At 41.2% G+C, this 23,604-nt stretch carries 21 protein-coding genes; 9 read left to right on the top strand and 12 right to left on the bottom strand.

Annotated elements, in window-relative coordinates; genetic code table 11:
* Nucleotides 1-96 precede the first annotated feature (96 nt).
* Both NLP_RS13975 and NLP_RS13970 read left to right on the top strand, forming a co-directional pair.
* The gene (locus NLP_RS13975) at nucleotides 97-1,029 is read left to right on the top strand and encodes an ABC transporter substrate-binding protein (protein ID WP_104906914.1); all 933 of its coding nucleotides are present in this window, start codon (nucleotides 97-99) and stop codon (nucleotides 1,027-1,029) included.
* A gap of 410 nt (nucleotides 1,030-1,439) precedes the next feature.
* A complete protein-coding gene (locus NLP_RS13970) occupies nucleotides 1,440-2,600 on the top strand; it encodes a cyclic nucleotide-binding domain-containing protein (RefSeq protein ID WP_158680374.1) in 1,161 nt (386 codons plus the stop codon).
* Between the two features lie 366 nt (nucleotides 2,601-2,966).
* On the opposite strand, the gene NLP_RS34910 is transcribed toward NLP_RS13970, so the two are convergent.
* Complete coding sequence (locus tag NLP_RS34910) at nucleotides 2,967-3,659, bottom strand: hypothetical protein (protein ID WP_234017317.1); 693 nt, start codon at nucleotides 3,657-3,659, stop codon at nucleotides 2,967-2,969.
* A gap of 455 nt (nucleotides 3,660-4,114) precedes the next feature.
* Here NLP_RS34910 and NLP_RS13960 point away from each other — a divergent pair, with 455 nt between their 5' ends.
* A complete protein-coding gene (locus tag NLP_RS13960; protein WP_104906912.1) occupies nucleotides 4,115-5,659 on the top strand; it encodes a group II intron reverse transcriptase/maturase in 1,545 nt (514 codons plus the stop codon).
* Nucleotides 5,660-5,780: 121 nt separating this feature from the next.
* Here the strand turns inward: NLP_RS13960 and NLP_RS13955 are convergent, their stop codons facing one another.
* The 7 genes from NLP_RS13955 to NLP_RS13920 form a co-directional block, all read right to left on the bottom strand.
* Entirely contained in the window at nucleotides 5,781-6,749 is a 969-nt protein-coding gene (locus NLP_RS13955; protein WP_104906911.1) for an FTR1 family iron permease, read from the bottom strand.
* 92 nt (nucleotides 6,750-6,841) lie between these two features.
* Nucleotides 6,842-7,276, bottom strand: a complete 435-nt coding sequence (locus tag NLP_RS13950) for a ferritin-like domain-containing protein (protein WP_104906910.1) — start codon at nucleotides 7,274-7,276, stop codon at nucleotides 6,842-6,844.
* 131 nt (nucleotides 7,277-7,407) lie between these two features.
* Nucleotides 7,408-8,445 carry a helix-hairpin-helix domain-containing protein gene (locus NLP_RS13945; protein WP_104906909.1) on the bottom strand — a complete coding sequence of 346 codons (1,038 nt, stop codon included), beginning with the start codon at nucleotides 8,443-8,445 and terminating at the stop codon, nucleotides 7,408-7,410.
* 198 nt (nucleotides 8,446-8,643) lie between these two features.
* The gene (locus NLP_RS13940) at nucleotides 8,644-9,666 is read right to left on the bottom strand and encodes a multicopper oxidase domain-containing protein (RefSeq protein ID WP_104906908.1); all 1,023 of its coding nucleotides are present in this window, start codon (nucleotides 9,664-9,666) and stop codon (nucleotides 8,644-8,646) included.
* 657 nt (nucleotides 9,667-10,323) lie between these two features.
* A complete protein-coding gene (locus NLP_RS13930; protein ID WP_104906907.1) occupies nucleotides 10,324-10,725 on the bottom strand; it encodes a DUF1636 family protein in 402 nt (133 codons plus the stop codon).
* Between the two features lie 176 nt (nucleotides 10,726-10,901).
* A complete protein-coding gene (locus tag NLP_RS13925; protein WP_104906906.1) occupies nucleotides 10,902-12,119 on the bottom strand; it encodes a hypothetical protein in 1,218 nt (405 codons plus the stop codon).
* 38 nt (nucleotides 12,120-12,157) lie between these two features.
* Nucleotides 12,158-12,349, bottom strand: a complete 192-nt coding sequence (locus NLP_RS13920; protein WP_104906905.1) for a CbtB-domain containing protein — start codon at nucleotides 12,347-12,349, stop codon at nucleotides 12,158-12,160.
* A 548-nt stretch (nucleotides 12,350-12,897) separates the two neighbouring features.
* Between NLP_RS13920 and NLP_RS33140 the strand changes: the two genes are divergently transcribed.
* The 5 genes from NLP_RS33140 to NLP_RS13900 all read left to right on the top strand — a co-directional run bounded on the left by NLP_RS33140 (nucleotide 12,898) and on the right by NLP_RS13900 (nucleotide 18,412).
* Entirely contained in the window at nucleotides 12,898-13,059 is a 162-nt protein-coding gene (locus NLP_RS33140) for a hypothetical protein (protein ID WP_158680373.1), read from the top strand.
* 319 nt (nucleotides 13,060-13,378) lie between these two features.
* Nucleotides 13,379-14,521 carry a 7,8-didemethyl-8-hydroxy-5-deazariboflavin synthase subunit CofH gene (gene cofH, locus NLP_RS13915; protein WP_104906904.1) on the top strand — a complete coding sequence of 381 codons (1,143 nt, stop codon included), beginning with the start codon at nucleotides 13,379-13,381 and terminating at the stop codon, nucleotides 14,519-14,521.
* Between the two features lie 236 nt (nucleotides 14,522-14,757).
* Complete coding sequence (locus tag NLP_RS13910) at nucleotides 14,758-15,438, top strand: phosphatase PAP2 family protein (protein WP_104906903.1); 681 nt, start codon at nucleotides 14,758-14,760, stop codon at nucleotides 15,436-15,438.
* Between the two features lie 282 nt (nucleotides 15,439-15,720).
* Nucleotides 15,721-16,125, top strand: coding sequence for a photosystem II protein Psb27 (gene psb27, locus NLP_RS13905; RefSeq protein ID WP_199784821.1), 405 nt, complete (start codon nucleotides 15,721-15,723; stop codon nucleotides 16,123-16,125).
* A gap of 790 nt (nucleotides 16,126-16,915) precedes the next feature.
* Entirely contained in the window at nucleotides 16,916-18,412 is a 1,497-nt protein-coding gene (locus tag NLP_RS13900; protein WP_104909871.1) for a family 10 glycosylhydrolase, read from the top strand.
* Nucleotides 18,413-18,526: 114 nt separating this feature from the next.
* Here NLP_RS13900 and NLP_RS13895 read toward each other — a convergent pair whose 3' ends face one another.
* The 4 genes from NLP_RS13895 to NLP_RS13880 form a co-directional block, all read right to left on the bottom strand.
* A complete protein-coding gene (locus tag NLP_RS13895) occupies nucleotides 18,527-19,153 on the bottom strand; it encodes a chloramphenicol phosphotransferase CPT family protein (RefSeq protein ID WP_104906902.1) in 627 nt (208 codons plus the stop codon).
* Nucleotides 19,154-19,395: 242 nt separating this feature from the next.
* The gene (gene psbA, locus NLP_RS13890) at nucleotides 19,396-20,478 is read right to left on the bottom strand and encodes a photosystem II q(b) protein (protein ID WP_104906901.1); all 1,083 of its coding nucleotides are present in this window, start codon (nucleotides 20,476-20,478) and stop codon (nucleotides 19,396-19,398) included.
* Between the two features lie 1,208 nt (nucleotides 20,479-21,686).
* Nucleotides 21,687-22,127 carry a response regulator gene (locus NLP_RS13885; RefSeq protein WP_104906900.1) on the bottom strand — a complete coding sequence of 147 codons (441 nt, stop codon included), beginning with the start codon at nucleotides 22,125-22,127 and terminating at the stop codon, nucleotides 21,687-21,689.
* The gene (locus NLP_RS13880; protein WP_104906899.1) at nucleotides 22,127-22,321 is read right to left on the bottom strand and encodes a fasciclin domain-containing protein; all 195 of its coding nucleotides are present in this window, start codon (nucleotides 22,319-22,321) and stop codon (nucleotides 22,127-22,129) included. The genes NLP_RS13885 and NLP_RS13880 overlap by 1 nt, the downstream gene beginning before the upstream one ends.
* Before the next feature lie 1,083 nt (nucleotides 22,322-23,404).
* Between NLP_RS13880 and NLP_RS13875 the strand changes: the two genes are divergently transcribed.
* On the top strand, nucleotides 23,405-23,596 hold the full coding sequence (locus NLP_RS13875) for an NblA/ycf18 family protein (protein ID WP_104906898.1): 192 nt from the start codon (nucleotides 23,405-23,407) through the stop codon (nucleotides 23,594-23,596).
* Nucleotides 23,597-23,604: the final 8 nt, after the last annotated feature.

Raw genomic sequence — 23,604 nt, 5'->3', positions numbered from 1 at the left:
AATTCGTAATTCGTAATTAAACCGATAGCATCATTAGTAATTACAAATTACGAATGCTAATATTTTATTATTATTACTCATATAAGGAATTTTAATATGTATCGTCGTTGGCTTTTATCTGCTTTCGTAATTTTGTTGAGTATAGTTTTAGTTGCTTGCACCACTGCAAATACTCAGCAACTACAAACAAAAGTGGAAAATACCACTGAGGCGACTAACACGAATTCTCAGCAATTACCAAAAGAATCGGCAAAAAGAGTGGTTGCTCTTTCTTCTCTATCGGCTGATATTATCTCTCGACTTGATCAAACAAAAGTTGTTGGAATCACTGGTAGCAAATTATTTAAGAATGACTCAAGATTTAAGGATATTCCCCGCGTTAGCGAAGGTCAAAGTCCGCCAAATTTAGAGAAAGTGGTAGCACTCAAACCAGATTTAGTTATTGGTGCTGAAGGTTTTTCTAACATTCCAATTCAAAAACTTCAGCAGCTAGGAATTCAAACTTTGCTCACTAAGGTGAATAGCTGGAAATCTTTAGAAGAACTTACAAAGACACTGGCTCAGTCAATTAATGCCGATCCTCAGCTTTTGTTAAATCGTTATAAAACTTTCTTGCCAGATAAGTCAACTCAGAGTCCTTCTACTCTAGCGCTGGTTAGTCGTCAACCAATTTTAGCGCCGAATAAAAACAGTTGGGCAGGAGATTTGCTGGCGAAATTTCAGGCGAAAAATATCGCAGCAGATTTACAAGGAAAAAGTCCAGTTGGCGGCTATGTGACGCTTTCGGCGGAGAAAGTTTTAGAAGCAAATCCAGAGGTGATAATTTTAGTTAATCCTCCACAAGTAAATTCGGAAGCGGCACTTTTAGATTCTTTGAAAAAGGAAGCTTTTTGGCAACAACTGCAAGCAACTAAAAATAACCGAGTCTATGTGTTTGATTATTTTGGTTTGGTAAATCCAGGTAGTATAGATGCAATAGAAAAGGCTTGTCAGCAGCTTAAGCAAGCCTTGTTTGCACCACAGAGTTAGCTCAATAATGGGAGAACATCGCAGTCAATAAAGGATGCATTTAATCGGAGGTGATTTTAGATAAAACCCTTATAAAACAGGCTTTTCAGTCTCAGTATGTTTTCAAAAATCAAATCTGAATCCTATGTACTCTGCGTGACTAATACCCCTCTTTGGTTTTCTCCTTAGCTTGCTTGGGGGAGGGGGAGGCAGGGCAGGGACAGGGGGGGTGATCTCTGGTGATCTCGCTCCTACTTTGATAATGGGGTCTGTATGGCTCTTGAAGGGTCTTTGCGTGCTATTGTTTTTTTCTCGGTCAATGTTACCAACCAGGATAGTAAAAATTCCGCGTATTCTCTTGGAACGTTTGACCGATACCTTGGGCTATGCTGCCTAAATGGATAAAGTCGAGCTTACATTTGGAGAAAGAAATGCTATCTGAAACAAAATTATCTACGATGATTTCCCCTCAAATACTTTTCAAAATTCAATGGTTAGGTGAACAAATTATTTTGGAGCCGAATCAGCTACTTTATAGTGATGGGGACAAATCAGAATATATGTATATAACACTTGAAGGTGAAGTGTATTTTTACTATGGAAATATAAAAATTTGGATTGGTCCTGGAGATTTTATTGGAGAGATTGGGTTTCTTTTGGGTAGTGACCGTATTGAAACAGTGAAAGTGGGAGAGAAAGGTTGTGTTTTGTGGCGCGTTAGACGAAATAAATTATTTCAAACAGATGATATTGAAATAACAATTTTGATGACTCACTTACTTATTGGAATTGCTCCTTACATGGAGATGAGAATGATGGAATTTACGGAGGAGTTCAAAGTAGCATCTGATATTGCTACTAACCATTGTGATTTTGACCACCCTTCCATTCGCTATACTGCTGAGCTATTGAAGGGCAAGGACGATTGGGAATCAGCCATTAATGTATGGGATTATGTCCGCACAATGCCTTATCGATTTGGTTTTTGGTATGTCAAAGCATCACAAACGCTGGAACTTGGTTTTGGAATGTGTACTACTAAAGCTAATCTCCAAGTAGCATTGTTACGAGCAATGGGAATTGAAGCTAACTATGGTGAAGCTAATGTAGCGGCTGAATACTTAATACCCTTTCTACCACCTGCTTACCGATTTAAAGTTACTAAAGATATTAAACATTATTTTTGCCTTGTTAATTTAGACGGAGAATACTTTCGCAGTGATGCATCTTTTACTAAAGAAAGTTTACAGTGTTTTGCATCTTGCCATCCAGAATATTTATTTCTTGTCCACAAGAAATTTACTCGTGGTGAACATTTTGCGGTCGAACGCAAAGGAAAAACTTTAGAATACCGTATGATTGATAACTTATCACACGTTATGTCAAAACGTCCGTTTTATAAGGTGGGCAATGTAGAAGCAATGAATCTTCTCCTTGATAAAGCCCAAGGGACATTCAGACCTGTACCGATTTGGGTTCCATCAACATTAGAGTTACTCCGCTATCGGCCTCAAGCCGCTTTAATTAAAGCCTTAGTTGGTTCAGTGACAGAAGCAAATACAATACGCCAATATTTGTTAGAGAGTGTTTGAAAAGTTTTAGAAAGTCAAAATCTAAGCTATAGCAATCCTAAATCATTTATGAGAAAACAGCAAATTCCTGGAGCTTAGGGAAGTCAAAACTTTGACAATGTACTGACAACTCAAATAAAGCCTTGACAACAGAGAATTGGAGTTTAAATTAAGGAGTATTATTTACTTTACTATGATTACTTCGACATTAAAATTACTTTTTAACTACTGCAAAGCATCTTTATTGTTTTTTGTACTAAAAAATCATTAACCAATCCATTTTTTAAAGCATTCTTTGCACTCAATATTCTTATTCCACAACACTCAACACTTTTTATTACAAAGCACTTAAATAATGGTGCTTCAGCTTTTCCATCTAAAAACTAGCTATTTACAGTGTTCTTGAAGAAGAGATACAGCTAATTCAAAACTATTAGGTTGAGTTTGCACCGCATAGGCTTCTTTTTCTAAATCTTGTCGTTTGACATCGGTATAGTGGCTAAAAAACGGTCGAGCATAATTGATTGGTTGAATGTGTAAACCTAAAGTTTTTATTTTTCCTTTTCCGGCACATACCTGTGCTGCATGAACAGTTTCATGGATTAGTGTTTGAGTCCCAATATGTAACTCAAACACTACGGGATTAATCCAGATTTTTTTATCAGCTTCTCTTAGTAACCCATAAGCTCCTCGCTTTGGCGGTAGTGCAATGATTACCTGAAACCCTTTCTTTTCTAGTTTATTTTTTAAATCTAAAAATTTTGCTTCTGGATTGGGTATTTGAGAAAGCAACAGTAAGGAATTTAATATAAAAATTTTGCTCATTGCCTTTTTGATTACTTGAAAACATTTGTATTCAATTCCAATCGCAAAAATATCAACTGTGGCTTTGACTAAGGCAGCTACTTCTGGATGGACATCAACGTAGCTATCGTAAGCGATCGCAAAGGCAATTCCCAGTCTATGACTGGGAATGTGCGATTCGTTGCCTAGTGAATCTCGGTACTCAGTCCGAACATAACTAAGCCAGCCCGACAACAGATTACTGTCACCAAAGGCTGAACTCTCGGTCAGATGCAAGTGCAAATCTTGCCATTCAGACTCAGAATTGACTCCTTATCTGCCCACACTGAACAAGCTCGGTTCTTGTAGAGTGAAGCTGGGAACAGGGCGCAATCAGACGACCGTTGCGGGTTGACACTGGCGCTAACAGGGAGTTCCTACGATGAAACAGAGCCTAAAAAAGTGACTTAGTCATCGGCAGGGCGCAACACAAAATCCCTGACCGCACTGGAGCTTCATTCCCGCCGAACAGTTTCCCGAAAACGGCAAAGAGTCCAGGGAATCCAGCAGTCAAATTGGCTACATCTAACGGAACAATCAATCTCTCCGAGGGAACGAATAAAAACGAATTGTGGGTCTAGGGGCAGTCGAACCCCAAGTAGTCCAGACGAGCGGAGGAATTCCCACAATTCGGGTAGGACAGACCGTAATTGGTCTGAGGTGTTCAGAATACACAAACTCCAGAAGAGAAAATGATTAGACACAGTAGACATACTAGTGAATCTTGGAAAGCCCTACCGTGGAAGAAATTCCGCCGTAACCTTTTCCGCCTTCAAAAGCGCGTGTACAAAGCGGTTCTTGTTGGAGACAAGCGGAAAGCTCGGTCACTCCAAAAGCTTATTCTCAAATCCACCTCGGCTCGATTTCTTGCAATAAGACAAGTATCTCAGCTAAATGCTGGTAAAAAGACGGCTGGTATTGATGGTAAAAAATCCCTCTTATCTGAAGAACGCTTCAAACTTGAAGAACTACTGAGAACGAACAGTGGAAATTGGAAGCATCAAGCACTACGAGAAATCCCCATCCCTAAGAAGGACGGGACTACCAGAATGCTTAAAATACCTACCATCGCGGATAGAGCTTGGCAATGCCTCGCAAAATATGCAATCGAACCAGCACACGAAGCCACTTTCCACGCCAGAAGTTACGGGTTTAGAACTGGGCGCTCTGCCCATGATGCACAAATGTACATCTTTGCAAACCTTAACTCCAATGCCAACGGAATAGAAAAACGAGTAATCGAACTCGACATTGAAAAGTGCTTCGACAGGATTAACCACTCAACGATAATGGACGAACTCATTGCCCCAAAAGGCTTAAAACTCGGTATCTTCCGATGCCTCAAGGCGGGAGTCAACCCAGAATTCCCCGAACAGGGTACACCTCAAGGGGGAGTAGTTAGCCCACTATTAGCTAATATCGCACTCAACGGGATTGAGAGTATACACAGATACGAAGATAAAAAGAGACGCTGGAAAGAACCATCAATCCGATACGCGGATGACATGGTTATTATACTCCGACCCGAAGATGATGCGACAGAGATACTTGAAAGAATCAGCGAGTTCCTCCGCAAACGCGGAATGAATGTAAGCCAAAAGAAAACCAAAGTTACCGCCGCGACAGATGGGTTTGATTTCCTCGGCTGGCACTTCAAAGTGCAGAGCAATGGAAAGTTCAGAAGCACTCCCTCAGTGGACAACTTCAAAGCATTCCGTAAGAAAGTAAAACACATCGTCAACAACTCGAATTATGGTGCTACCACAAAGGCTGAGAAATTAGCCCCGGTAGTTAGAGGGTGGAGAAATTACCATAAGTTCTGCAAGATGGATGGGTCAAGGTTCTCCTTATGGCACATCAATCATAGAGCTTTCAAGGTATTCAACAAGGAAACCAAGCAAAATCGTCACAAATGCCAGGAGCTAATAAAAAAGGCATTCCCAGCAGTTTCCTACTCCGAAAATAAACACGTCATGGTCAAAGGAACAAAATCCCCCTATGACGGAGATACAGCCTACTGGAGTGAACGTAATAGTAAGCTCTATGATGGCGAAACCTCTAAAGCTCTTAAGAAGCAAAACCATAGATGTGCTTCCTGCGGTTTAAAATTCATCGATAAAGAACGGATTCATCTGCATCACATTGATGGAAATCACGCCAACTGGAAGAAAAATAATCTTGAAGCAATTCATGAGAGTTGCCACGATTACAAACACATGAGCAAAGGCGCAAGCTGAGAACATCGGAAGCTGGGTGCGGTGAAAGCCGCACGCCCAGATTTAACTGAGAGGTGCGGAGAATAATATCCCCCATCGACTCAACCAAGGGAGAGTGGAAACGAGGTAACTGACTGTGCTTTTAATCTTTTGCAGAATTAATTGGTTTTTGAGCAAAGGGGATATTCTTTCTACCTTCAGGAGAAGCACCTCCAAGGCTACGGAAATACAGTCCTCCAATGGTGAGTAAAAATGCCACATATCCTACTGCTTGCACAAGATAGAGATTATCTCTATAGCCAAATAAAGATTTGAGAATAATCCCAGGAAACTGTTCGTCAGGCAAGATTGTGGAAGTATTGGAAACCATTGGCCCCAAAATACAGGAGTGGACTTTTGTAAAACGTTCGTAATAGAAACAAAGGTTTTCTGTAGCACGACTGCTAAGAGCAAGGTTAGCTACTGCTTCGTCAAAATGTTTTAAGGCTGAAACTACTAACCCAGCGACAATCAACACTAATAAAACGCCCATTACCTGGAAAAACTGGCGGATGTTAATTTTGACACCCCATTTAAATAGCAGCACCCCAATGGCAGTTGCCCCTGCCAAACCAGCAATAGCACCCAATGCTGGCATTAATCCCTGTTGAAAATTAGCTGCAACGAAGAGAACAGTTTCAAAGCCTTCGCGGACAACGGCAATTAAAATTAAAGTAAAAACACCCCAGCCAGCATTTGAGTTTTGTGTCAGCGCTTCTGTTACTGCTCCCTCAACTGTAGCTTTCATAAATCTGGCTTGTTTAGTCATCCAGATTAGCATCCAACTGAGCATTGCGATCGCTAACACACTAAACACACCTTCTAGCCCTGGCTCAACTACAGTGGTGTATTGAGGATTCGCAGCTCCCAGTACTTGAATTATCCAACTGAATAGCACACCGATTAAGGCACTGACGACAATGCCAACGCCGACACCAGCATATACCCATGAATTGAGTCGGGATTGTTTAGCTTTTTTCAGCAAAGCTAGCACAATACCAACAACAAGGGCAGCTTCTACTCCTTCTCGGAGTGTTATTACAAAAGTAGGTAGAGCAGTACTAAAATCCATCTTTTATCCTTTGTCTTTTGTCCTTAGTCAGTTGTCTTTTGTCATTTGAATTTGTTTTTGACTAATGACTAATGACTAAGGACTAATAACTATTAACCAAAATCGCGTAACATCTTTTTCAATTCGAGATTATGCATCTCTTCTTGTCCAATCATACCGCGAGCGAATTCTTCAAGGTAAATGCTGGCATTGGTGACAGTTTCAAGCAAATCTTTATACAGATCCAATGCCTTTTTTTCATGGGATAAGCTTTCTGCCAAGATATCCTTGACTTTATGCTGGTAGGTTTCTTCCATTGGGGCGATTTTCAGGGAGGGATGCCCATCTAAACCGGTGAGAATTTCTCCCACTTGTTCGGCATGAAGTAAAGATTCACTTGCCTGTGCTTTGAAAAAAGCCACAATCGGAATACGGTTAGGGCCAGTTACCATCAAAGAATAATGTGTGTAGCGCACTACCCCTGCTAGTTCAAATTCCATGATGGCGTTCAGCAGGTCAATAGTCTTTTTCTGGTCAAGTTCTTGCATCAGTTGTTAGTTAAAGTAAGGAATGGAGTGTAATTAGTTAGGAGTTAGGAGTTCGTAATTCGTAATTCGTAACTCCTAATGATTTCCTCATTTTAAACTCCTTAACCTATACTTCCCATTAAATTAAAGTGTTATAGCTGTGCTTGGGTATTGGATTTGTCAACCACTTTTTGAGAGTTTTCCTCAATGGTTTTCACTAGCTTGGTAACATCATTAGGAATTTTTACTGCTTTTGCTGGTGGGATGGCGGCGGGCCAAACTTTTATTAGTTCAGCAAAACTAGTGTCGATAGCTTTGTGTGCTTCCGGATCTGCTTGAGCTACTTGACTAGAAATTCCTTTGTATAAATCATTGGCGTAAACCACAAAACCACGAGAGTCTTGATACTCAATTGGCGCGGTTATTTTACCATTTGCGAGCGCCGCACCATATTCGGAGTTAGCTGAATCTAGCAATTCGTTAATTACCTGTAGCACAAATCCCGGTTTTGAGCGTTGAGCTTCTGGCAAAGCTGCGATCGCGGAATCAACTGCTTGCATTGAAGAAGTAAAATTAGTTTTAACTTTGCTATTCTTCGGACTAGATTTCACTAAATCTTGCAAACTCACCAAAGTTGTCTTAAATTCTTTGACTTTGCGCTCATTCAATTGTTCTTCTACGTCAACGTAAATCTCCTCAACTGGATGTCCTATATGAGGTTCTGCCTGTTTCGGCTGATTCTGATCCAGCAGTTCTTGTGCTACCAAAAGATGTCCTTTCATTAAGCCTAATTTAGACATATAGTCAACATCTTTTGCCTCACCTGTGAGTACCACTTCTTGAACACCAACCTGGTCTTTAATTTGGTCGAACTGTTCTTGAGTAATTACTTTCTTAGTAACTAAATCTTCTGGTCTGCCGTAGGGACGACTTGCCTGAATTTTGTTGGATAAAGCCGGGACACCTAGCTTGGCTTCAAACTTATCCAATTCTGACAATATTGCACTGTTAATGTTAATTTTTTCTTTGCCACCGTGACCACTATGACTGTTCTCACTTACTGCCTCTGTAGCTGGAGTGCTAGCAACTGGTGCTGAGGAATTTTCTGCGGTTGGTGTACTGCTACAGGAACTTAAGGTAACTATTGCCGCAGCTGCCACTGTTAAACAGATATAGCGAAATTTTTTCATTTCTGATCCTGGCACAATTTAAAAGGTATTGGTTCAAATGCTTCAAACTATTACTCAAAGATAGTTTGTTTGACAAATTGTCATAGATTTTACTTTCGCATATAATGATATTTTTTATCAACTATTTGATTTAAAATTTTATTAATTACCAATTAAGTCCCTTGTACTTAGCCAGAATAGAAATTACTATTTCTTTTGTCATGAATTGTTAACAGTCTTTTGATTGCTCTGGGCAAGTACTTCAAATTGACCCATGCAACCGTTTTCGGCGATCGCATCCTGATGGGGATGGAACATATACTTACCTGGGTAGCGAAAAGCAAATTCCAAAATGTGCCTTTCTGCCATACCCATCGTAATCACATCAGCTTTCTCGCTAGGAGTCATACTCATGCCATAGCGATAAACATCAAAGAAGTTGGCGTGGAGATGAAACGTCACTACCGGATCGTATTCAATGATGTTGAGAACATATAGCCGAATCAACTGATCTTTGTAAATGCGAATCGGATTATGCATGTAATAGTGGGGCACACCGTTGAAGGCGTAATAATCATTATGGCTATCATCATTCACGTCATACCCAGCCATCACTAGTACGATTTCATCAGCCGGGGGACGGGGAGTCGGTGGATCGATGATAAACATCCCGTACAGCCCCTTAGCGATGTGACGGGTAACTGGTTCAATATGGCAGTGGTACAAGTGAACGCCATAGGGTTCAGCATCAAATTCATAAATTGTGGCTTTGCCGTTGCTGATTGGGCGAACACCATCCATTTCCGCCGGATGAACGCCATGAAAATGCAAAGAGTGAGAATGGCCGGCGTTGTTGAGAAATAGTACCCGGATGCGATCGCCCTGTTTTGCCCGTAGTGTTGGCCCTGGTATGCGACCGTTTAAATCCCAGATGTTGTAAGAGACAGCACTATTGAGATTTATGATGGAAGTACCCGCAATTAACTGAAATTCCCGGATAGTCCGACCATTTTCTTGCTTCACCGTCCCATAATCAAAATCCCTTAACATCTTCATCGGGTTGGTAGCGTCGTCTGGTGCTTCCATATCTAGTGGTGGCACTTTGACGATTGACTTACTTTGTAGATTTAGCATTTGCCAAAGTCCAGCTACACCAGTCACTCCAGCACCTGCTAGCCCCAGCTTCAATAATTGACGGCGGCTCCAAGGTTTTCCGTCACTTAGAGCGAAGTTGTTGGGCATGACTTTTAGTTACGGTTAGTGCTAAATGATTGTAAAATATTTGCAATTACTCTTAATATTTTAGATGAATTAGTAATTATTGTCAATAATTTTGATGTCCTGAAAATAGGGAGTAGGGTATTCCTTTTTCGTTCTTGGTTGTGGGATTTTACCGTGATTAGTTGTCTTGCAAAACTCTAGGCAATTTTTCTCCCTTAAATAGTATTTTTACTGAAACAAAAAGTATAAATAAGTTAAAAATAAAATATTTTTTTGTATCTATTCTTGATCTGACTAATCCTTTAATAGTAATTGGATTACAAACAATCCGTCTCATATTACTTAGGAACTAAATGCCAGCAATAAACTATTGGTAAGGTGTAAGATATTTAATTAGCTTAGAGATAAAATACATCGCATTTAAAGAAAATTTCGATACTTAGTAATATGACTATTTTTAATTTTTAATTAATTTTGTTCATAAAGAATTAAGTAAAAGTCTATAGCAATTTTGTGTTGTCTTTGTCTGATGCCCTCTGGCAATTGGTTTTGAAGTGCTTTATTTAAATCCAACTCTAAAGAATTCAAGTCCTCATATTTTTCTAAATGGTAATGAACGCCATTACTCATGAAAGCAACAAATACTTACATAAGTGTTTAGGGAACTGAGTAAAATGTCTATTGACACGGCGGCAGAGGTGGAATCCGTGCGATCGCTCCGGCTCTGAGCAGTTCCGGGCGCTTGGCGTATGGGAGCAAACCATCCGGCTTGGCGTGATACTGACTAGCACAGTCAAGTACGGCAGTTGCTGTATTATCTACACATTCAGGATCAGCAGGCAGATCGCCGAATAAGTAGGTGTGTTTGTTAAAACAGACGAAAGCAATTGCACAAGCCTGGTCACAAACACCCATGCATTCAACGGGTTGAATCGAGAACTCGTCTTGCAACATCCAATCATGATATAGGGTTTGTAATTTCTCTAGCAGCCGTTCACCGTCGCTTTTAGCAACATACTGTTTTGTTTGATGACTACTTCCACACCTCGTGCAGACGAATATAATGTGTTGATGATTCATAGATAAATTGTAGGGTTCAATGTTCTCATGCTGTATCTATAAAAATCCATGTCGAACACTCAATAGTATCCGACATGGATTTTAGGCAATCAGCCTGTTTGGTCATTGGGCAAAGAAACTAAGGGCAAATGTTTTTACAACCGAATGGCATAGCAATAACGCCCTTTGATACTGACTTAGGAAACACTACGCCTCCAAGTCAACCCAGTACGGGGAGTCTGCCTGTGTCGCAGCCACAGTCCCAGTAGCAAACCAATTACCACAATTCCGGTGAAGTAAGTCAGCGAAATCAACCGTACAGACATCGGCGGAGCGACACCTTCGACTGGAATATTCTCTGCAACTTGGAATGGCTGAAATTGCCGGGTTGCGTTTGCAAGCGGTGCAACCTCGACAACAATGCTATGCGGGGCACCGTCAAAGAACTCCTGCTCCCACGCCAATTTTCCGTTGCTGTCTGGAGTCCCCTGATAAGCAAACGCCAGCCAATTATTTTCGAGTTGGGTGGTTGTTACCTTGAACACTACATCTGTCACGGGTTGGCTGGTTTTGGGATCACTGACGCTAACCTGCAATCTGGCAGGTTGACCCACCGTTGCGCCCTCGTCACCCGATAGTTGCATATCAAGTCCTTGAGACTGCAATTTAGCGGGCTTACTAGAGGGCGCAACTTCTTCTCCCATGCCTGGCATCGACATCGTATGGTGCGATTCGGCAAGTTCAGCATTGATGTTGACCCAGAGGAGTGCAGCGATCGCTACCACAACCAATCCACTTAACAATAATCGCACCTGTTGCGGGGCAATTTCTCCCGGTTGAATAGGTTGTCTACCCCCAATCACCCAACCTCCTAGTAGCCCAACTGCCAGCAAAATCACAACCAGGATGCCAAAGTAGCGGAACTTTAAGGGATTTTCAGGCAGCGTCAGCGTCAGCGTTTGCTGAATCGGCTGAAACGCATTGGCAACGAGCGGAGTAACTGCTACCTGGAGTTGATACGTTCCCCGGATCGGCAGGGTTTGTTGAACCTGCAACTGACCTGTTGGTGCATTGCCCTCAATATCCAACAACTTTGTTCCCTCGACGATCGGAAAATCTGTTGTGAACCAGGGGTTTTTAGAAGGGGTGAACAATTGCAAGTGGATTTTGGCATCCTTTAAAGATTGCCCTTGAGCATCTACGGCTTGCAACATCAGCTGCACTGGCGGATTGTAGTGTCCCGAACCTAACACTGTAGTGGCTTCAGCCTCAAGGGGTTGAACCTGATTAATCGGTGGATTGGTTGTTAGCCGCACCGATGGTTGAGGAGATTGGGAAAGTCCGATCCAACCATACAGAACAATTCCGAGCGTGCAAATCAGACCGATCAGCCTAGACCACTTAAATAAAGTCATTTGATTTGTAAACTCCTGCTAATCATTGACTCAATCAACTAATGGCAACTCACCATCAGTGTGTGGTGACGCAGAGTATGAGTTGTGTCATGGATAGCGGGGTATGTACTGAAATAAATTGTCCACAGAGTCAAAGAACACAGTGCAATATAAAGCGCTGATTGTACAGGTAGTGATAATACTTGACGGGTGACTTGTTGTTGAACCGAACTAGAAGATTGAACTGTCATTTTGTACCTCGTAGATAAAACGATATTTAATGATTGATTCGGTAGGCATTCTGACTTCTACAGTTAGCAGTGAACAGTAAATCACCGAAAACAGATGAATAAGACTCTGTATGAGCCGTACTAGTATACTGAGCCAGCTATTTCGTTTTCATTCATGAAGATTACCTATATTAACACCGACGTAAGGTTTAGTAAAACCTATCTAGATGACAGAGACATTGCAATCTTATGTCCTAAGTGTGACTAGTCGTGTCGCTTCCTACTCACGGATGGTGAGAGAGCTACCCTTACCTTTTTGGTTAATTTATTAGTTTTACTTATCTTGAATTTCTCAACAAATTTCTAAAAAATGTATCTTATAATATGGTTTTTTGTACAATAATTGTGTATAAAACTATCCATCACAAAGCAATACCTTCTCTGCGAGACGCTACGCGTAGCTTCCCCGTAGGGGTACGGTGAGCTTTGCTAACGCAGAACTAAATTTTCGGTATACTGAAATTAATTATACAAGGTTAAAAATAAGTACTTCGTCTCATATTTCACGATTGCAGAAAACTACAATTATTACTACAGGTGAAGGATACCGTAACAAGATAATCGATCGCAGATGTAGCGTTGCAGATAAAAGCGATCGCACCACCAATTTAGATCTGATTGATTGGTTTATTTTACTTCACAGCCTTTATCGGTATTGGTATGGCGATTGAATTGCTAATACAACATCGACGAAAACCACAAGCAAGGGCAAATTAGTAATATCACAGTTGTACTAAAGATTCCTGCTAATCCAAAGATGTAGATTAATCAATCAAAATAGTTGTGGTCAAACCACACTATTTTTTTGTTAATAGATTGTATAAACTATAAAAAGGTAGTGTGATAAGACAAGGGAAGCGATTGCAATAGCTTTAAAGGTAAAACTTCTATTCGAGCTTAGGATTTTCTAGAAATTGGTATATTTATTAAGTATAATTTTATTATTTCCAAGCTCATAAAATTAAGATTTACCGAGAAATTAAGAAAGTAATGCTGACAAAAATTGCGTTTGAAACAATTCTGGAACGTGCTTTGATGGGATACGACTTATCCCCCGAAGAGGGAGTGGTATTGTTACAACAAACTGAGCCAGAGGCGATCGCAGCAATACGTACTACATCCGATACACTCCGCCACACTCAAGCAGGCGATACTGTCACCTACATAATTAACCGTAATATCAACTTTACTAACATTTGTGAGCAGCACTGTAGTTTTTGTGCTTTCCGTCGAGATAATGGCGATGCCGATGCATACTGGTTAGATTCGGCGCAAATTTTGGAAAAAGCCACAGATGCCGTGCAACGGGGTGCGACAGAAATCTGTATGCAGGGGGGGTTAAATCCACAAGCGCAGATAAATGGTAAATCTTTGCCCTATTATCTCAAAGTTATAGAAACCATCAAACAGAAATTTCCTCAGATACATTTACACGCTTTCTCTCCCCAAGAAGTGCAATTTATCGCCAGACTTGACGGACTGGAATATGCTGATGTGATTACTGCTTTGCGCGATGCTGGTGTTGGCTCAATGCCGGGAACAGCAGCTGAAGTATTAGACGATGAAGTAAGACGGATATTGTGTCCAGAGAAGATTGACACAGCCACTTGGCTAGAAATTGTTAGCACCGCTCACAAATTAGGCTTGCATACCACTAGCACCATGTTATCTGGGCATATTGAAACCCACGAACAGCAAATCGGGCATTTAGAAAAATTGCGATCGCTCCAAAAAACCGCCATCAATCAGGGATATCCAGCCAGGATCACGGAGTTTATTTTATTACCCTTTGTTGGCCAAGAAGCACCCAAATCCTTACGTCGTCGTGTTGGACGCGATCAACCAGTTTTAACCGATGCACTGCTATTAGGGGCTGTAGCGCGGATTTACTTAGGTAATTGGATTCCCAACCATCAGCAGAGTTGGGTAAAACTGGGGCTTGCAGGTGCGACAGAAGCCTTAGTTTGGGGTTGCAACGATATCGGCGGCACTTTGATGGAGGAGCATATTACTACAATGGCAGGTGCTTTGGGTGGTACGTGTATGGAAGTGGAAACCTTGCAAACTGCGATCGCTTCTTTAGGAAAACCTTACCAACAACGAGATACTCTCTATCATAAAATTAGGAGTTAGGAACGTGGATTAAATAAAATGCAAAACTTCATCCTCTATCTTGCTTCCCTCTCCTTTATAAGGAGAGGGATTGAGGGTGAGGTAAGTCAGGGACATTAAATTGTATGTTATTTAATTCTTATTCCTTAGGAAAAAAATTACCCTTCAATCTCCTTACTCTGTGTTCTCTGCGCCTCTGTGGTTAAATAAATTGCTTTTCAACCGCAGAGGCACAGAGTGATGAATAATATTAAAGTATGCTCCGACAAATTTCTAATTTCTGGTTGCATCATATACATCCTCGTTTAGCTCCCTTAATTGCGACAATTGGTATTGTTGGACTTGCTATTTGTCTGTTAATACTTTTTGTTTTAGCACAACTGGCTGAAGAGGTTTTAGAGGGAGATGCTTTTAAATTTGATACTACTTTTCTATTATGGCTACATCAGTTTGCCAATCCAAATTTAGATAATTTAATGCTGTTTATTACAAATATTGGAAATCCTAGTACAGTGGTTGTAGTTGCAGGCATTACTATCTTGTTACTTTGGTGGCGACGTGATCAAGAAGAAGCGAAAGCTTTTGTATTTGCTTGCTTAGGAGGGTTAATTTTAAATACAGGACTAAAGTTGTTTTTTTCTAAACCTCGTCCGGAATTGTGGCATCGCTTGATTTCTGAAAAATCTTTTAGTTTTCCTAGTGGTCATGCGCTAGGTTCTATGGTGCTTTATGGTTTTATTGCTTACGAATTAGCAATTCACTATCCTAATTTTGCCAAAGTTATTTACAGTTTGACAGTTATTTTAATTGCAGCTATTGGTATCAGCCGCTTATATTTAGGAGTTCATTGGCCCACAGACATAATTGCAGGTTATGGAGTCGGTTTTTTGTGGCTGATGATATGTATTACGATGCTGAAATTGCAAAGATTGAGGTAGGGAAAGTTAGTTGATTAAATCCTATCAACCTCTAATTCCATAACTTCGCAAAGAAAATATAGCGACGATAATTGTCCAATCAGATTTTTTAATCACCTGATTTTTGCCCAAGATGCTTGTAGATGAGTGCTTTTGAGGAAGTGAAGCAGCACTGCTAATTCCCTAGTACAGACGCGATTAATCACGTCTCTCCTTACTCCCCACTCCCCACTCCCCATTCAATTGATCCCCAAGTTACCAATTCAAGATAGGATGGACGTTGATTTAGTATTGTTTTACTTAATGCATATGAAGGGCTATTGGTCGCGTTTGCTTGCGCTGGTTTTGGTTGTAGCTATCGGCTTAATGGGTTGTTCTGGCAGTCCAGATAGTTTGACTGGGGATTATCGTCAAGACACCTTAGCTGTGGTCAATATTATGAGACAAGCTTTGGATCTTTCACAAGATTCACCAGACAAAGCAGCAATTCAAGCACAAGCGCGTCAAAAAATTAATGACTTTTCAGCTCGCTACCAGCGAGTTAACTCTGTTTCTGGTCTTGGCTCGTTTACAACTATACGAACAGCCCTCAATTCCCTTGCTGGACACTACAGCTCTTATCCAAATCGTCCCGTACCTGAAAAACTCAAAAATCGTCTAGAGAAAGAGTTGCAGCAGGTAGAGACGGCGTTGAAACGTGGCGGTTAGCTATTAACTATTGCTTACTCCATCATCAATAGTCAGGTGTCACAAGTTTTGACTCCTGACTATTTTGTTTGTCAAGGCAGAAGGCAGTGTTTGGACTACGCTCAACAACCAGGCAGGTGGTCACTGAGCGTAGTCGTTGGCGCAGCCTAAGAAGAGAAGTGAGACAGGAGGCAGGAAGTAGAAACTTTTTATGTCTAATGCCTAAGTTCTGCATTTTGTAGCTCATCTACTTGAAAACTGCTGTAACAATGCGACCAATGCATTAAGAATGCAAGCCGATGCATTAACAATGCAAGCCGATGCATTAAGAATGCAAGCCGATGCATTAAGAATGCAAGCCGATGCATTAAGAATGCAAGCCGATGCATTAACAATGCGAGCCGATGCATTAACAATGCGAGCCGATGCATTAACAATGTGAGCCGCTGCATTAAGAATGCAAGCCGATGCATTCGCATTGCGGGTGAAGTTTTGCTATCTACTTCATGCACTGGGAACCGCTATAAAAGAATACGGCAACAGAAATAGACCTTTGGGAGTCTTGAAAAAATAGGTTTTAAAACCCTTAGTATTTAACTATATAATTCGATACACGTTGCCCACAATTATTTGAGTTGGGATCGATTATTATCGCAGATTAAAGGCTTTAAGATCGAACGTCAACACGTAGCTCAGAGTTAGAGCCACTTCGCCTTTGCTCAGTTACCCTGTGGTAAGCAAGTTACAGTCGGAGTTTAAATCCCTGTCTGAAACTTTTTTGAATTTTGAATTTGTTCATCTACTGGTAGGTATGTCTAACTGTTCCTTGAACGTTGCAAGATCAACATTATTTTGGCGGCGCTTATGCGCTGTTGTTTTTACTAGTAGTTTGTTGCTCCCAAACTTGGGAAGCAAACCAGCAAGGGCGCAAGTAACTGAGTATTGTCAGTTATCATCAGCTACGGCGCAACAAAAAGAAAACTTACGTTTGTCAGCCCTCAAAGGCAAACAAGATGCTCAAACGCGCTACCAAAGCATAATACAAGAACAAGCACAGAAATTAAAGGAATGTCGCTCTCGGACTTGGCCGCAAACCCAAGCCATTTGGTTACGCTTATATCCCTGCGACATTCAGCCAGGAATAATCGATCAGATTATGGATCGGATTGTTAATCGTGGCTATAACCAAGTTTATATAGAAGTATTTTACGATGGGCAGGTACTTTTACCAGCAAGAGCTAACCCGACGGTTTGGCCTGCTGTGATTCGCACTCCAGGGGCAGAAAATACCGATATACTCGCTACAGCAATTAAAAAAGGTCGGCAACGTGGTTTGAAGGTCTATGCCTGGATGTTTACCACAAATTTCGGCTATACTTACGCCCAGCGCCCAGATAGAGAAAGTGCGATCGCTCGTAATGGCAAAGGTCAAACAAGTTTATATGTGGTAGATAATGGCTCTCAACTATTTATCGACCCCTACAACCTGCAAGCAAAACGCGACTACTACCAATTAGTACAACAAGTTTTGCGCCGTCGCCCAGATGGCTTGTTATTGGATTACGTGCGTTATCCGCGACAAGCAGGAAGTGATTCTATCGCCACCAAAGTTTCAGATTTATGGCTATTTAGTCCCGCAACCCAAGAAGCTTTATTTAAACGCGCACAGAATTACAAAGGGCTGGACTTGATTCGCCGCTTTTTGAGTAGGGGATTCGTCAGCGTCGGAGATGTAGCGGAAGTTGATAAACTTTATCCCCAGGAAGGGGAACCCCTTTGGCAAGGACGCATCCCACTAGCACAAAAGTCAATCCTGTCTGCAACCGATAGACAACCAGTTTTACAATGGGAGTTGTGGCAGCTAGCAGTTGCCCACGCCATGCAAGGAATTCTAGATTTTGTTACCATCGCTAGTTACCCAGCAAAGCAGCAAGGTATTTCTACGGGAGTGGTGTTTTTTCCTAATGGCAACCAAACTGTCGGACAAGGGTATGATTCCCGTTTGCAACCTTGGGATCGGTTCCCCAGTACATTAGAGTGGCATCCTATGGCTTATGGAAATTGCGGTAATGTTAGTTGTATCGTGTCGCAAGTGCAACGGGTTTTGAGTATGGCAAAACCGGGTACGCAGATAATCCCGGCTTTAGCTGGTCAGTGGGGAAAATCTGTCAGTAATCGTCCATCCTTAGAAGTGCAAATGCAGGCACTTCGACAATTTGCGCCCCAACTTAAGGGAGTTAGCCACTTTGCCTATTCTTGGCAATATCCTCAGAGTGATAGCGATCGCAAATTCTGTCGAGTTAAGTAAACTTTTTGGAGAATTAATGAAAAGGGCTTGAATTTCCCTTTCAACTTTCAACTTATAGAATCACCCACTTTACAAATTCATACCAAATATAGTGAACACATTCATAACTACAGCTTAAGTATAGTGTGCAGCGAGTCGTTGGAATGCCGACGGTGTTGGACTATCTGCGAGGTGCTGGCGTATCATCTCGGCACACGCACCTGGGCTTAACAAAGAGGTATCAACTTCAAGGTCATAGATGCCAGGGATATGAACTTCACGTTGCCAGAACTGAACCGGATGTGGCATCGGGGAGTCGCCTGTACTTCCCACGTTCCACCCCGTGTTTTGTCGTCGTTCCATAACAATCTCAATGGGGCAGTGAACGCCTACAAACAAGACTGGTAATCCTTTCAAACGTCGGGCACTATCAGCCACAATGCCCCGCTTTATTGCGTAGGCATCATGGTGTCCGACATCAACCACTACATTTACACCCAAGCGGCTGTGGGCAGCGATAGACTCATACATGGCGCTGTAAAGAATGGGAACAAGGGGTTCGATGTCCTGGCGTTCTCCCCCTGGCCGCAGACCGATCCCAGGCAGGTATCGTGCGGGAGTCATTTGGATAAATCTATCAACACCCAAATTCATCCATAGACCATCAAATGTCTCCTGAATCACTGCGACAATGCTCGATTTCCCCGATCGCGGAACACCATTCAGGATGATAATCTGTCCTAGCTCCTGTGTCTGCCCCATGATTGCTCCTCACATTTTTATATCTGTACTTTAGACTAAGAAGCACAAAATGACTTAGGGAAGCTAAGTTGAGAAGAACCAATGCAAAAAATGTAAAAGATGAGAAATCAAGCAGATTTCTGCGCTGATTTATGTGAAGTGAAAGTATGCTTTTTAACAAAAGGATAGCAAATTCTACACATTTAAACAAAAAACGCTCTCCGTAAAAGGAGAGCGTTTTTTGATTTAGCTAAACTTCCGAATTAACCGTTGATAGCAGGAGCACTAAGAGCTACAGGAGCAAAATCACCAGCCGCCAAATCTAGAGGGAAGTTGTGAGCGTTACGCTCGTGCATTACTTCCATACCCAGGTTAGCGCGGTTGATTACATCTGCCCAAGTCGCAATCACACGACCTTCAGAATCAATGATTGATTGGTTGAAGTTGAAACCGTTCAAGTTGAACGCCATTGTGCTGACACCCAAGGCGGTAAACCAGATGCCGATTACAGGCCATGCTGCGAGGAAGAAGTGCAGTGAACGGCTGTTGTTGAAAGAAGCGTATTGGAAGATTAGACGACCGAAGTAGCCGTGGGCTGCAACGATGTTGTAGGTTTCTTCTTCTTGACCGAATTTGTAACCGTAGTTAAGGGATTCAGTTTCGGTGGTTTCACGAACCAAAGAAGAAGTTACAAGAGAACCGTGCATTGCACTGAACAAGCTTCCGCCGAATACACCAGCTACACCTAATTGGTGGAAGGGGTGCATCAAGATGTTGTGTTCTGCTTGGAACACGATCATGAAGTTGAATGTTCCGCTTATACCCAAAGGCATACCATCAGAGAATGAACCTTGTCCGATGGGGTATACCAAGAATACTGCACTTGCTGCTGCTACTGGTGCTGAGTAGGCTATAGCAATCCAAGGACGCATACCTAAGCGGTAGGATAGTTCCCATTCACGACCCATGTAGCAGAATATGCCAATCAGGAAGTGGAAGATTACCAGTTGGTAAGGACCGCCGTTATACAACCACTCATCAAGAGAAGCTGCTTCCCAAATTGGGTAGAAGTGCAAACCGATGGCGTTTGAGGAAGGTACTACTGCACCAGAGATGATGTTGTTTCCGTAAATCAAGGAACCTGCAACAGGTTCGCGGATACCATCGATATCTACTGGAGGAGCAGCGATGAAAGCGATTACGAAGCAAGCGGTGGCCGCTAGCAAGGTGGGGATCATGACTACACCGAACCAACCGATGTAAATCCGGTTGTTGGTGCTGGTGATCCATTCGCAGAATCTATCCCATACGTTGGCGCTTTCGCGCTGTTGTAAGGTTGTTGTCATTGTTTTATAAGTGCGTTTGGTTGTTTATGAATCAGGCGGTTTTGTTTTTGCCTGTAAATGTACTCTACAATGCTTTACATTTTTTAATCAAGTTTTATTACTTCAGTAAAGCTGATATAAGTTATTAGTTTTACTTATTTAAAGGCAAGCAACGAGGTCAGGATACGCCGAAGCTCTTTTTTGTATGACATCACAACATAATAGACCTCTTGCACGAATGTAAAACTTGCCCACCCTGCGGGATCTTGCTACATCCCCCAATCCCTTCTCCCAAAGTTGGGAGAAGGGGAGCCAATTTCAAAGTCCCTCTCCCTAGTCTGGGAGAGGGCTTTTGATTCATGCAAGAAGTCTAATAGATAGTTGTAGAAATTCTTATATTTTGGTTTTATTGCCTACTGACCTGGGAATAATAGCTTTGTAGATTACCGCTATTCAAAAAAAAATTAACCCTCGGCTTACCACTGGGGGCTTTTTTAGTTTGGCAAAATGGCATATCTCTAAATTAGACGGTTGCTATGGTATTTGAGTAGGATACATTCCATGCGAAAAGTACTGACTTGCATTACCCCTGGCTAACTACCAGGGGTTTTTATTAGAACTTCACTTTAGTAATTGTGGAACTCTAAAAAAATTTTTCGCTTCCTGAAATCTTGCAAGGTGTAGATAAGCCACACTGTACGGTTTTAAGAAAGTACAACTCATCTTCCTCGCAATATCTTCCACAAACGCAGCAAAACTTGTGTCTTGTGCGTTTGTATTGCTTTGATCCTCCATTGGTCAAAATCTGCGAGACCCTACACGTAGCTTGCTTCCCCGTAGGGGTACGGTAAGCTTCTTTACGAGACGCTCCGCGAACGCTAACGCAGAAATACAAGATTTATAGCTCTTCCTCCATATACCCGCGAGGTGAGGAAGGCATTAGCGGTAAAACTATTCCAAAAATATAAACTATAAACAATTTAATTTTACTAAATCCAAATTACTGCCAATAAGTATGAAGCTAAAATAAATCCAATCCCAATAATTCCGCTACTCAAGAGTAAAACTAATTGAGTCGAAATATACATTTGATAACTCCTAAGATTAATCCTATCGTTTATCAAGTTCATTAGTAGCATTTTCAAAATAATGGTTCTCACCAATAAATGACCCATATCATTACTTCCCAAAACTTAGACTACTATATCTAAGATATTAATTAGAGCTAGTTAGCATGAGGCTGAATGAGGACTATTAGTAATTGCTAAAATGCCAAGCACAGCAACAAAATCATCAAGAAGTAGGGGTTTAAGGAAGCATAGGTTAAATCCAGCTAAGAGAGCATGTTGATACACATCTTCAGTGACAGCTGTTGTTAGAGCAATGGCTGGTACTACTTTCCCTTGCTCTCCCGTAAGTGTTCTCACTTGGTGAATCAGAGCATAGCCATCCTCCTTTGGCGAGGAAATATCACTCAACAGGACATCAGGTTGCCATTGCACAAATATTTCCAGAGCTTGCTGGACTAAAAATGCCGCTTGCACCTTCACACCATAGGATTGCAACATCAGTATGAACGAATTGCAGAAATTGACATCATTATCTACAAGGAGTATTCGTAGCCCTTTAAGAAATGAAGGATTAGTAGGAAATCTATTATTTAGATACATCACATTTCCAAATTTGAGATTTTATTGAGCTTTAGAATGTTCTTAAGCACTGCATCTATTGTGCTTGCTTGAAGTTCAGCAAACGTCTCATCAGTAGATACAAAAACAGTGAATGGGCTATTACCTTTGAAAGTATCTACTCCCTTAGCAGCTTTTATTGCAGCAATTAATATACTAAAGTAACTAGCTTTCATGGCAGCAGTGCCAATATCAACAAGTTATTTTAACTGCTAAACATAAACTTTTTTTTTAACAATCTTTACTCTAACATCTATTGTTAAAAAGTATGTTTGATTAAATATTTTCATGTGAACGTATAATCTGTATAAAATGTATAATTTATAGGAAGATATTTTAGGAAATAAGAACTCTAAAATGTATAAGTTCTAGGAATAAATTTTAGGAGACAAAAACATTTAAATTATTACGATGATCAGTAACTACTGCTATCAACATTGAGTAGACCGAAAAGTTCTGTGACTGCCAAAAAATAGTAGTTTATGATACCCTTTGTCAGGAAACGTATAAAAGCTGGTTGCTAAAGGTGAATGATAAACTGAGCTTATAAAACTAGAGCCAATCAACTAAAATCAGTCAGATGGCAGGAAACTACAAGCTGGCGGGAGATTACTACTAATCCCCAGGCAAAATTTCTTGACCGAGAAGAATTTACCCAGCTTTCTGTCATGGATATTGATAGATTAGTGCAACAAGTGCAATCAATCGCAACGCTTCGACAAAATTCAAGACCAGTGCGGGATTTTGCAGTTATTGGACGATGAAGCATTTTATCCAAAAAGAACTGCGACTTGGACTAGAGCAGTCAGGGTATCGAGTAGCCTCAGCAAAAAATGGCACAGAGGCAATAAATGTAATTTGAACGGTGCTAATTGCTTGATTAGCCTAAAGGCTGATATATCATACTCAGTCAAAAATGTCGAATTATGGGAATAATGTGTTATATTAATTTACATAAACTAACAAGTAGGCGATATAGCCCTGTACACCACTGATGACAGAGGTGCGCTCAATGCCTACGCAACTAGAAAAACCGACTCACCTATCTGATTGTTCTAGGTCTGAAGAAAGAGCGCCGTTGTTATTCTTTCCAAGAAGCGTTGCTATGCCGCTGATGATACTGACTTCGTTAACTGCCTTTACCGTTAGCTAGGTGTTAAATATAGCGAGGCGTTCAGCTTCAGACCCAGATTTTAAGATAGTGCCCTGCAAGATTAATTTGACAGTTTTATACCCTAAGTGGATTAAAAGAGGCAGTAATGAATCAGCCAATCAAATTATCTTTAGAACAAGAATTTAGCATTCGTTCCTTTAGCGATCAAGTGCAGCAGATGTCCCGTGAACAAGCTCAAGAGTTCTTGATCTTGCACTATAAGCAGATGATGATTCGGGAAACGATGTTTCAAGAACTCCTCAAACACAAGTGGAAACTAGATATGGATTTTGCCTGATTGTAAAA

This window comes from Nostoc sp. 'Lobaria pulmonaria (5183) cyanobiont' (assembly GCF_002949795.1).
Classification (GTDB): domain Bacteria; phylum Cyanobacteriota; class Cyanobacteriia; order Cyanobacteriales; family Nostocaceae; genus Nostoc.
Note: the sequence above shows the minus strand (reverse complement) of the source record. Positions and strands in the feature narration are given on the sequence as shown.

Excerpts from the sequence above, each read along its gene's own strand:
- psb27 (WP_199784821.1), top strand. The coding sequence starts at position 15,721 with ATGCATATGAAGGGCTATTGGTCGCGTTTGCTTGCGCTGGTTTTGGTT.
- NLP_RS13955 (WP_104906911.1), bottom strand. The coding sequence starts at position 6,749 with ATGGATTTTAGTACTGCTCTACCTACTTTTGTAATAACACTCCGAGAA.
- NLP_RS13875 (WP_104906898.1), top strand. The coding sequence starts at position 23,405 with ATGAATCAGCCAATCAAATTATCTTTAGAACAAGAATTTAGCATTCGT.
- NLP_RS13930 (WP_104906907.1), bottom strand. The coding sequence starts at position 10,725 with ATGAATCATCAACACATTATATTCGTCTGCACGAGGTGTGGAAGTAGT.
- NLP_RS13910 (WP_104906903.1), top strand. The coding sequence starts at position 14,758 with ATGCTCCGACAAATTTCTAATTTCTGGTTGCATCATATACATCCTCGT.
- NLP_RS13960 (WP_104906912.1), top strand. The coding sequence starts at position 4,115 with ATGATTAGACACAGTAGACATACTAGTGAATCTTGGAAAGCCCTACCG.
- NLP_RS13895 (WP_104906902.1), bottom strand. The coding sequence starts at position 19,153 with ATGGGGCAGACACAGGAGCTAGGACAGATTATCATCCTGAATGGTGTT.
- NLP_RS13900 (WP_104909871.1), top strand. The coding sequence starts at position 16,916 with ATGTCTAACTGTTCCTTGAACGTTGCAAGATCAACATTATTTTGGCGG.
- NLP_RS13975 (WP_104906914.1), top strand. The coding sequence starts at position 97 with ATGTATCGTCGTTGGCTTTTATCTGCTTTCGTAATTTTGTTGAGTATA.
- psbA (WP_104906901.1), bottom strand. The coding sequence starts at position 20,478 with ATGACAACAACCTTACAACAGCGCGAAAGCGCCAACGTATGGGATAGA.
- NLP_RS13940 (WP_104906908.1), bottom strand. The coding sequence starts at position 9,666 with ATGCCCAACAACTTCGCTCTAAGTGACGGAAAACCTTGGAGCCGCCGT.
- NLP_RS13925 (WP_104906906.1), bottom strand. The coding sequence starts at position 12,119 with ATGACTTTATTTAAGTGGTCTAGGCTGATCGGTCTGATTTGCACGCTC.
- NLP_RS13970 (WP_158680374.1), top strand. The coding sequence starts at position 1,440 with ATGCTATCTGAAACAAAATTATCTACGATGATTTCCCCTCAAATACTT.
- NLP_RS13945 (WP_104906909.1), bottom strand. The coding sequence starts at position 8,445 with ATGAAAAAATTTCGCTATATCTGTTTAACAGTGGCAGCTGCGGCAATA.
- NLP_RS13880 (WP_104906899.1), bottom strand. The coding sequence starts at position 22,321 with ATGAAAGCTAGTTACTTTAGTATATTAATTGCTGCAATAAAAGCTGCT.
- cofH (WP_104906904.1), top strand. The coding sequence starts at position 13,379 with ATGCTGACAAAAATTGCGTTTGAAACAATTCTGGAACGTGCTTTGATG.
- NLP_RS13950 (WP_104906910.1), bottom strand. The coding sequence starts at position 7,276 with ATGCAAGAACTTGACCAGAAAAAGACTATTGACCTGCTGAACGCCATC.
- NLP_RS13920 (WP_104906905.1), bottom strand. The coding sequence starts at position 12,349 with ATGACAGTTCAATCTTCTAGTTCGGTTCAACAACAAGTCACCCGTCAA.
- NLP_RS13885 (WP_104906900.1), bottom strand. The coding sequence starts at position 22,127 with ATGTATCTAAATAATAGATTTCCTACTAATCCTTCATTTCTTAAAGGG.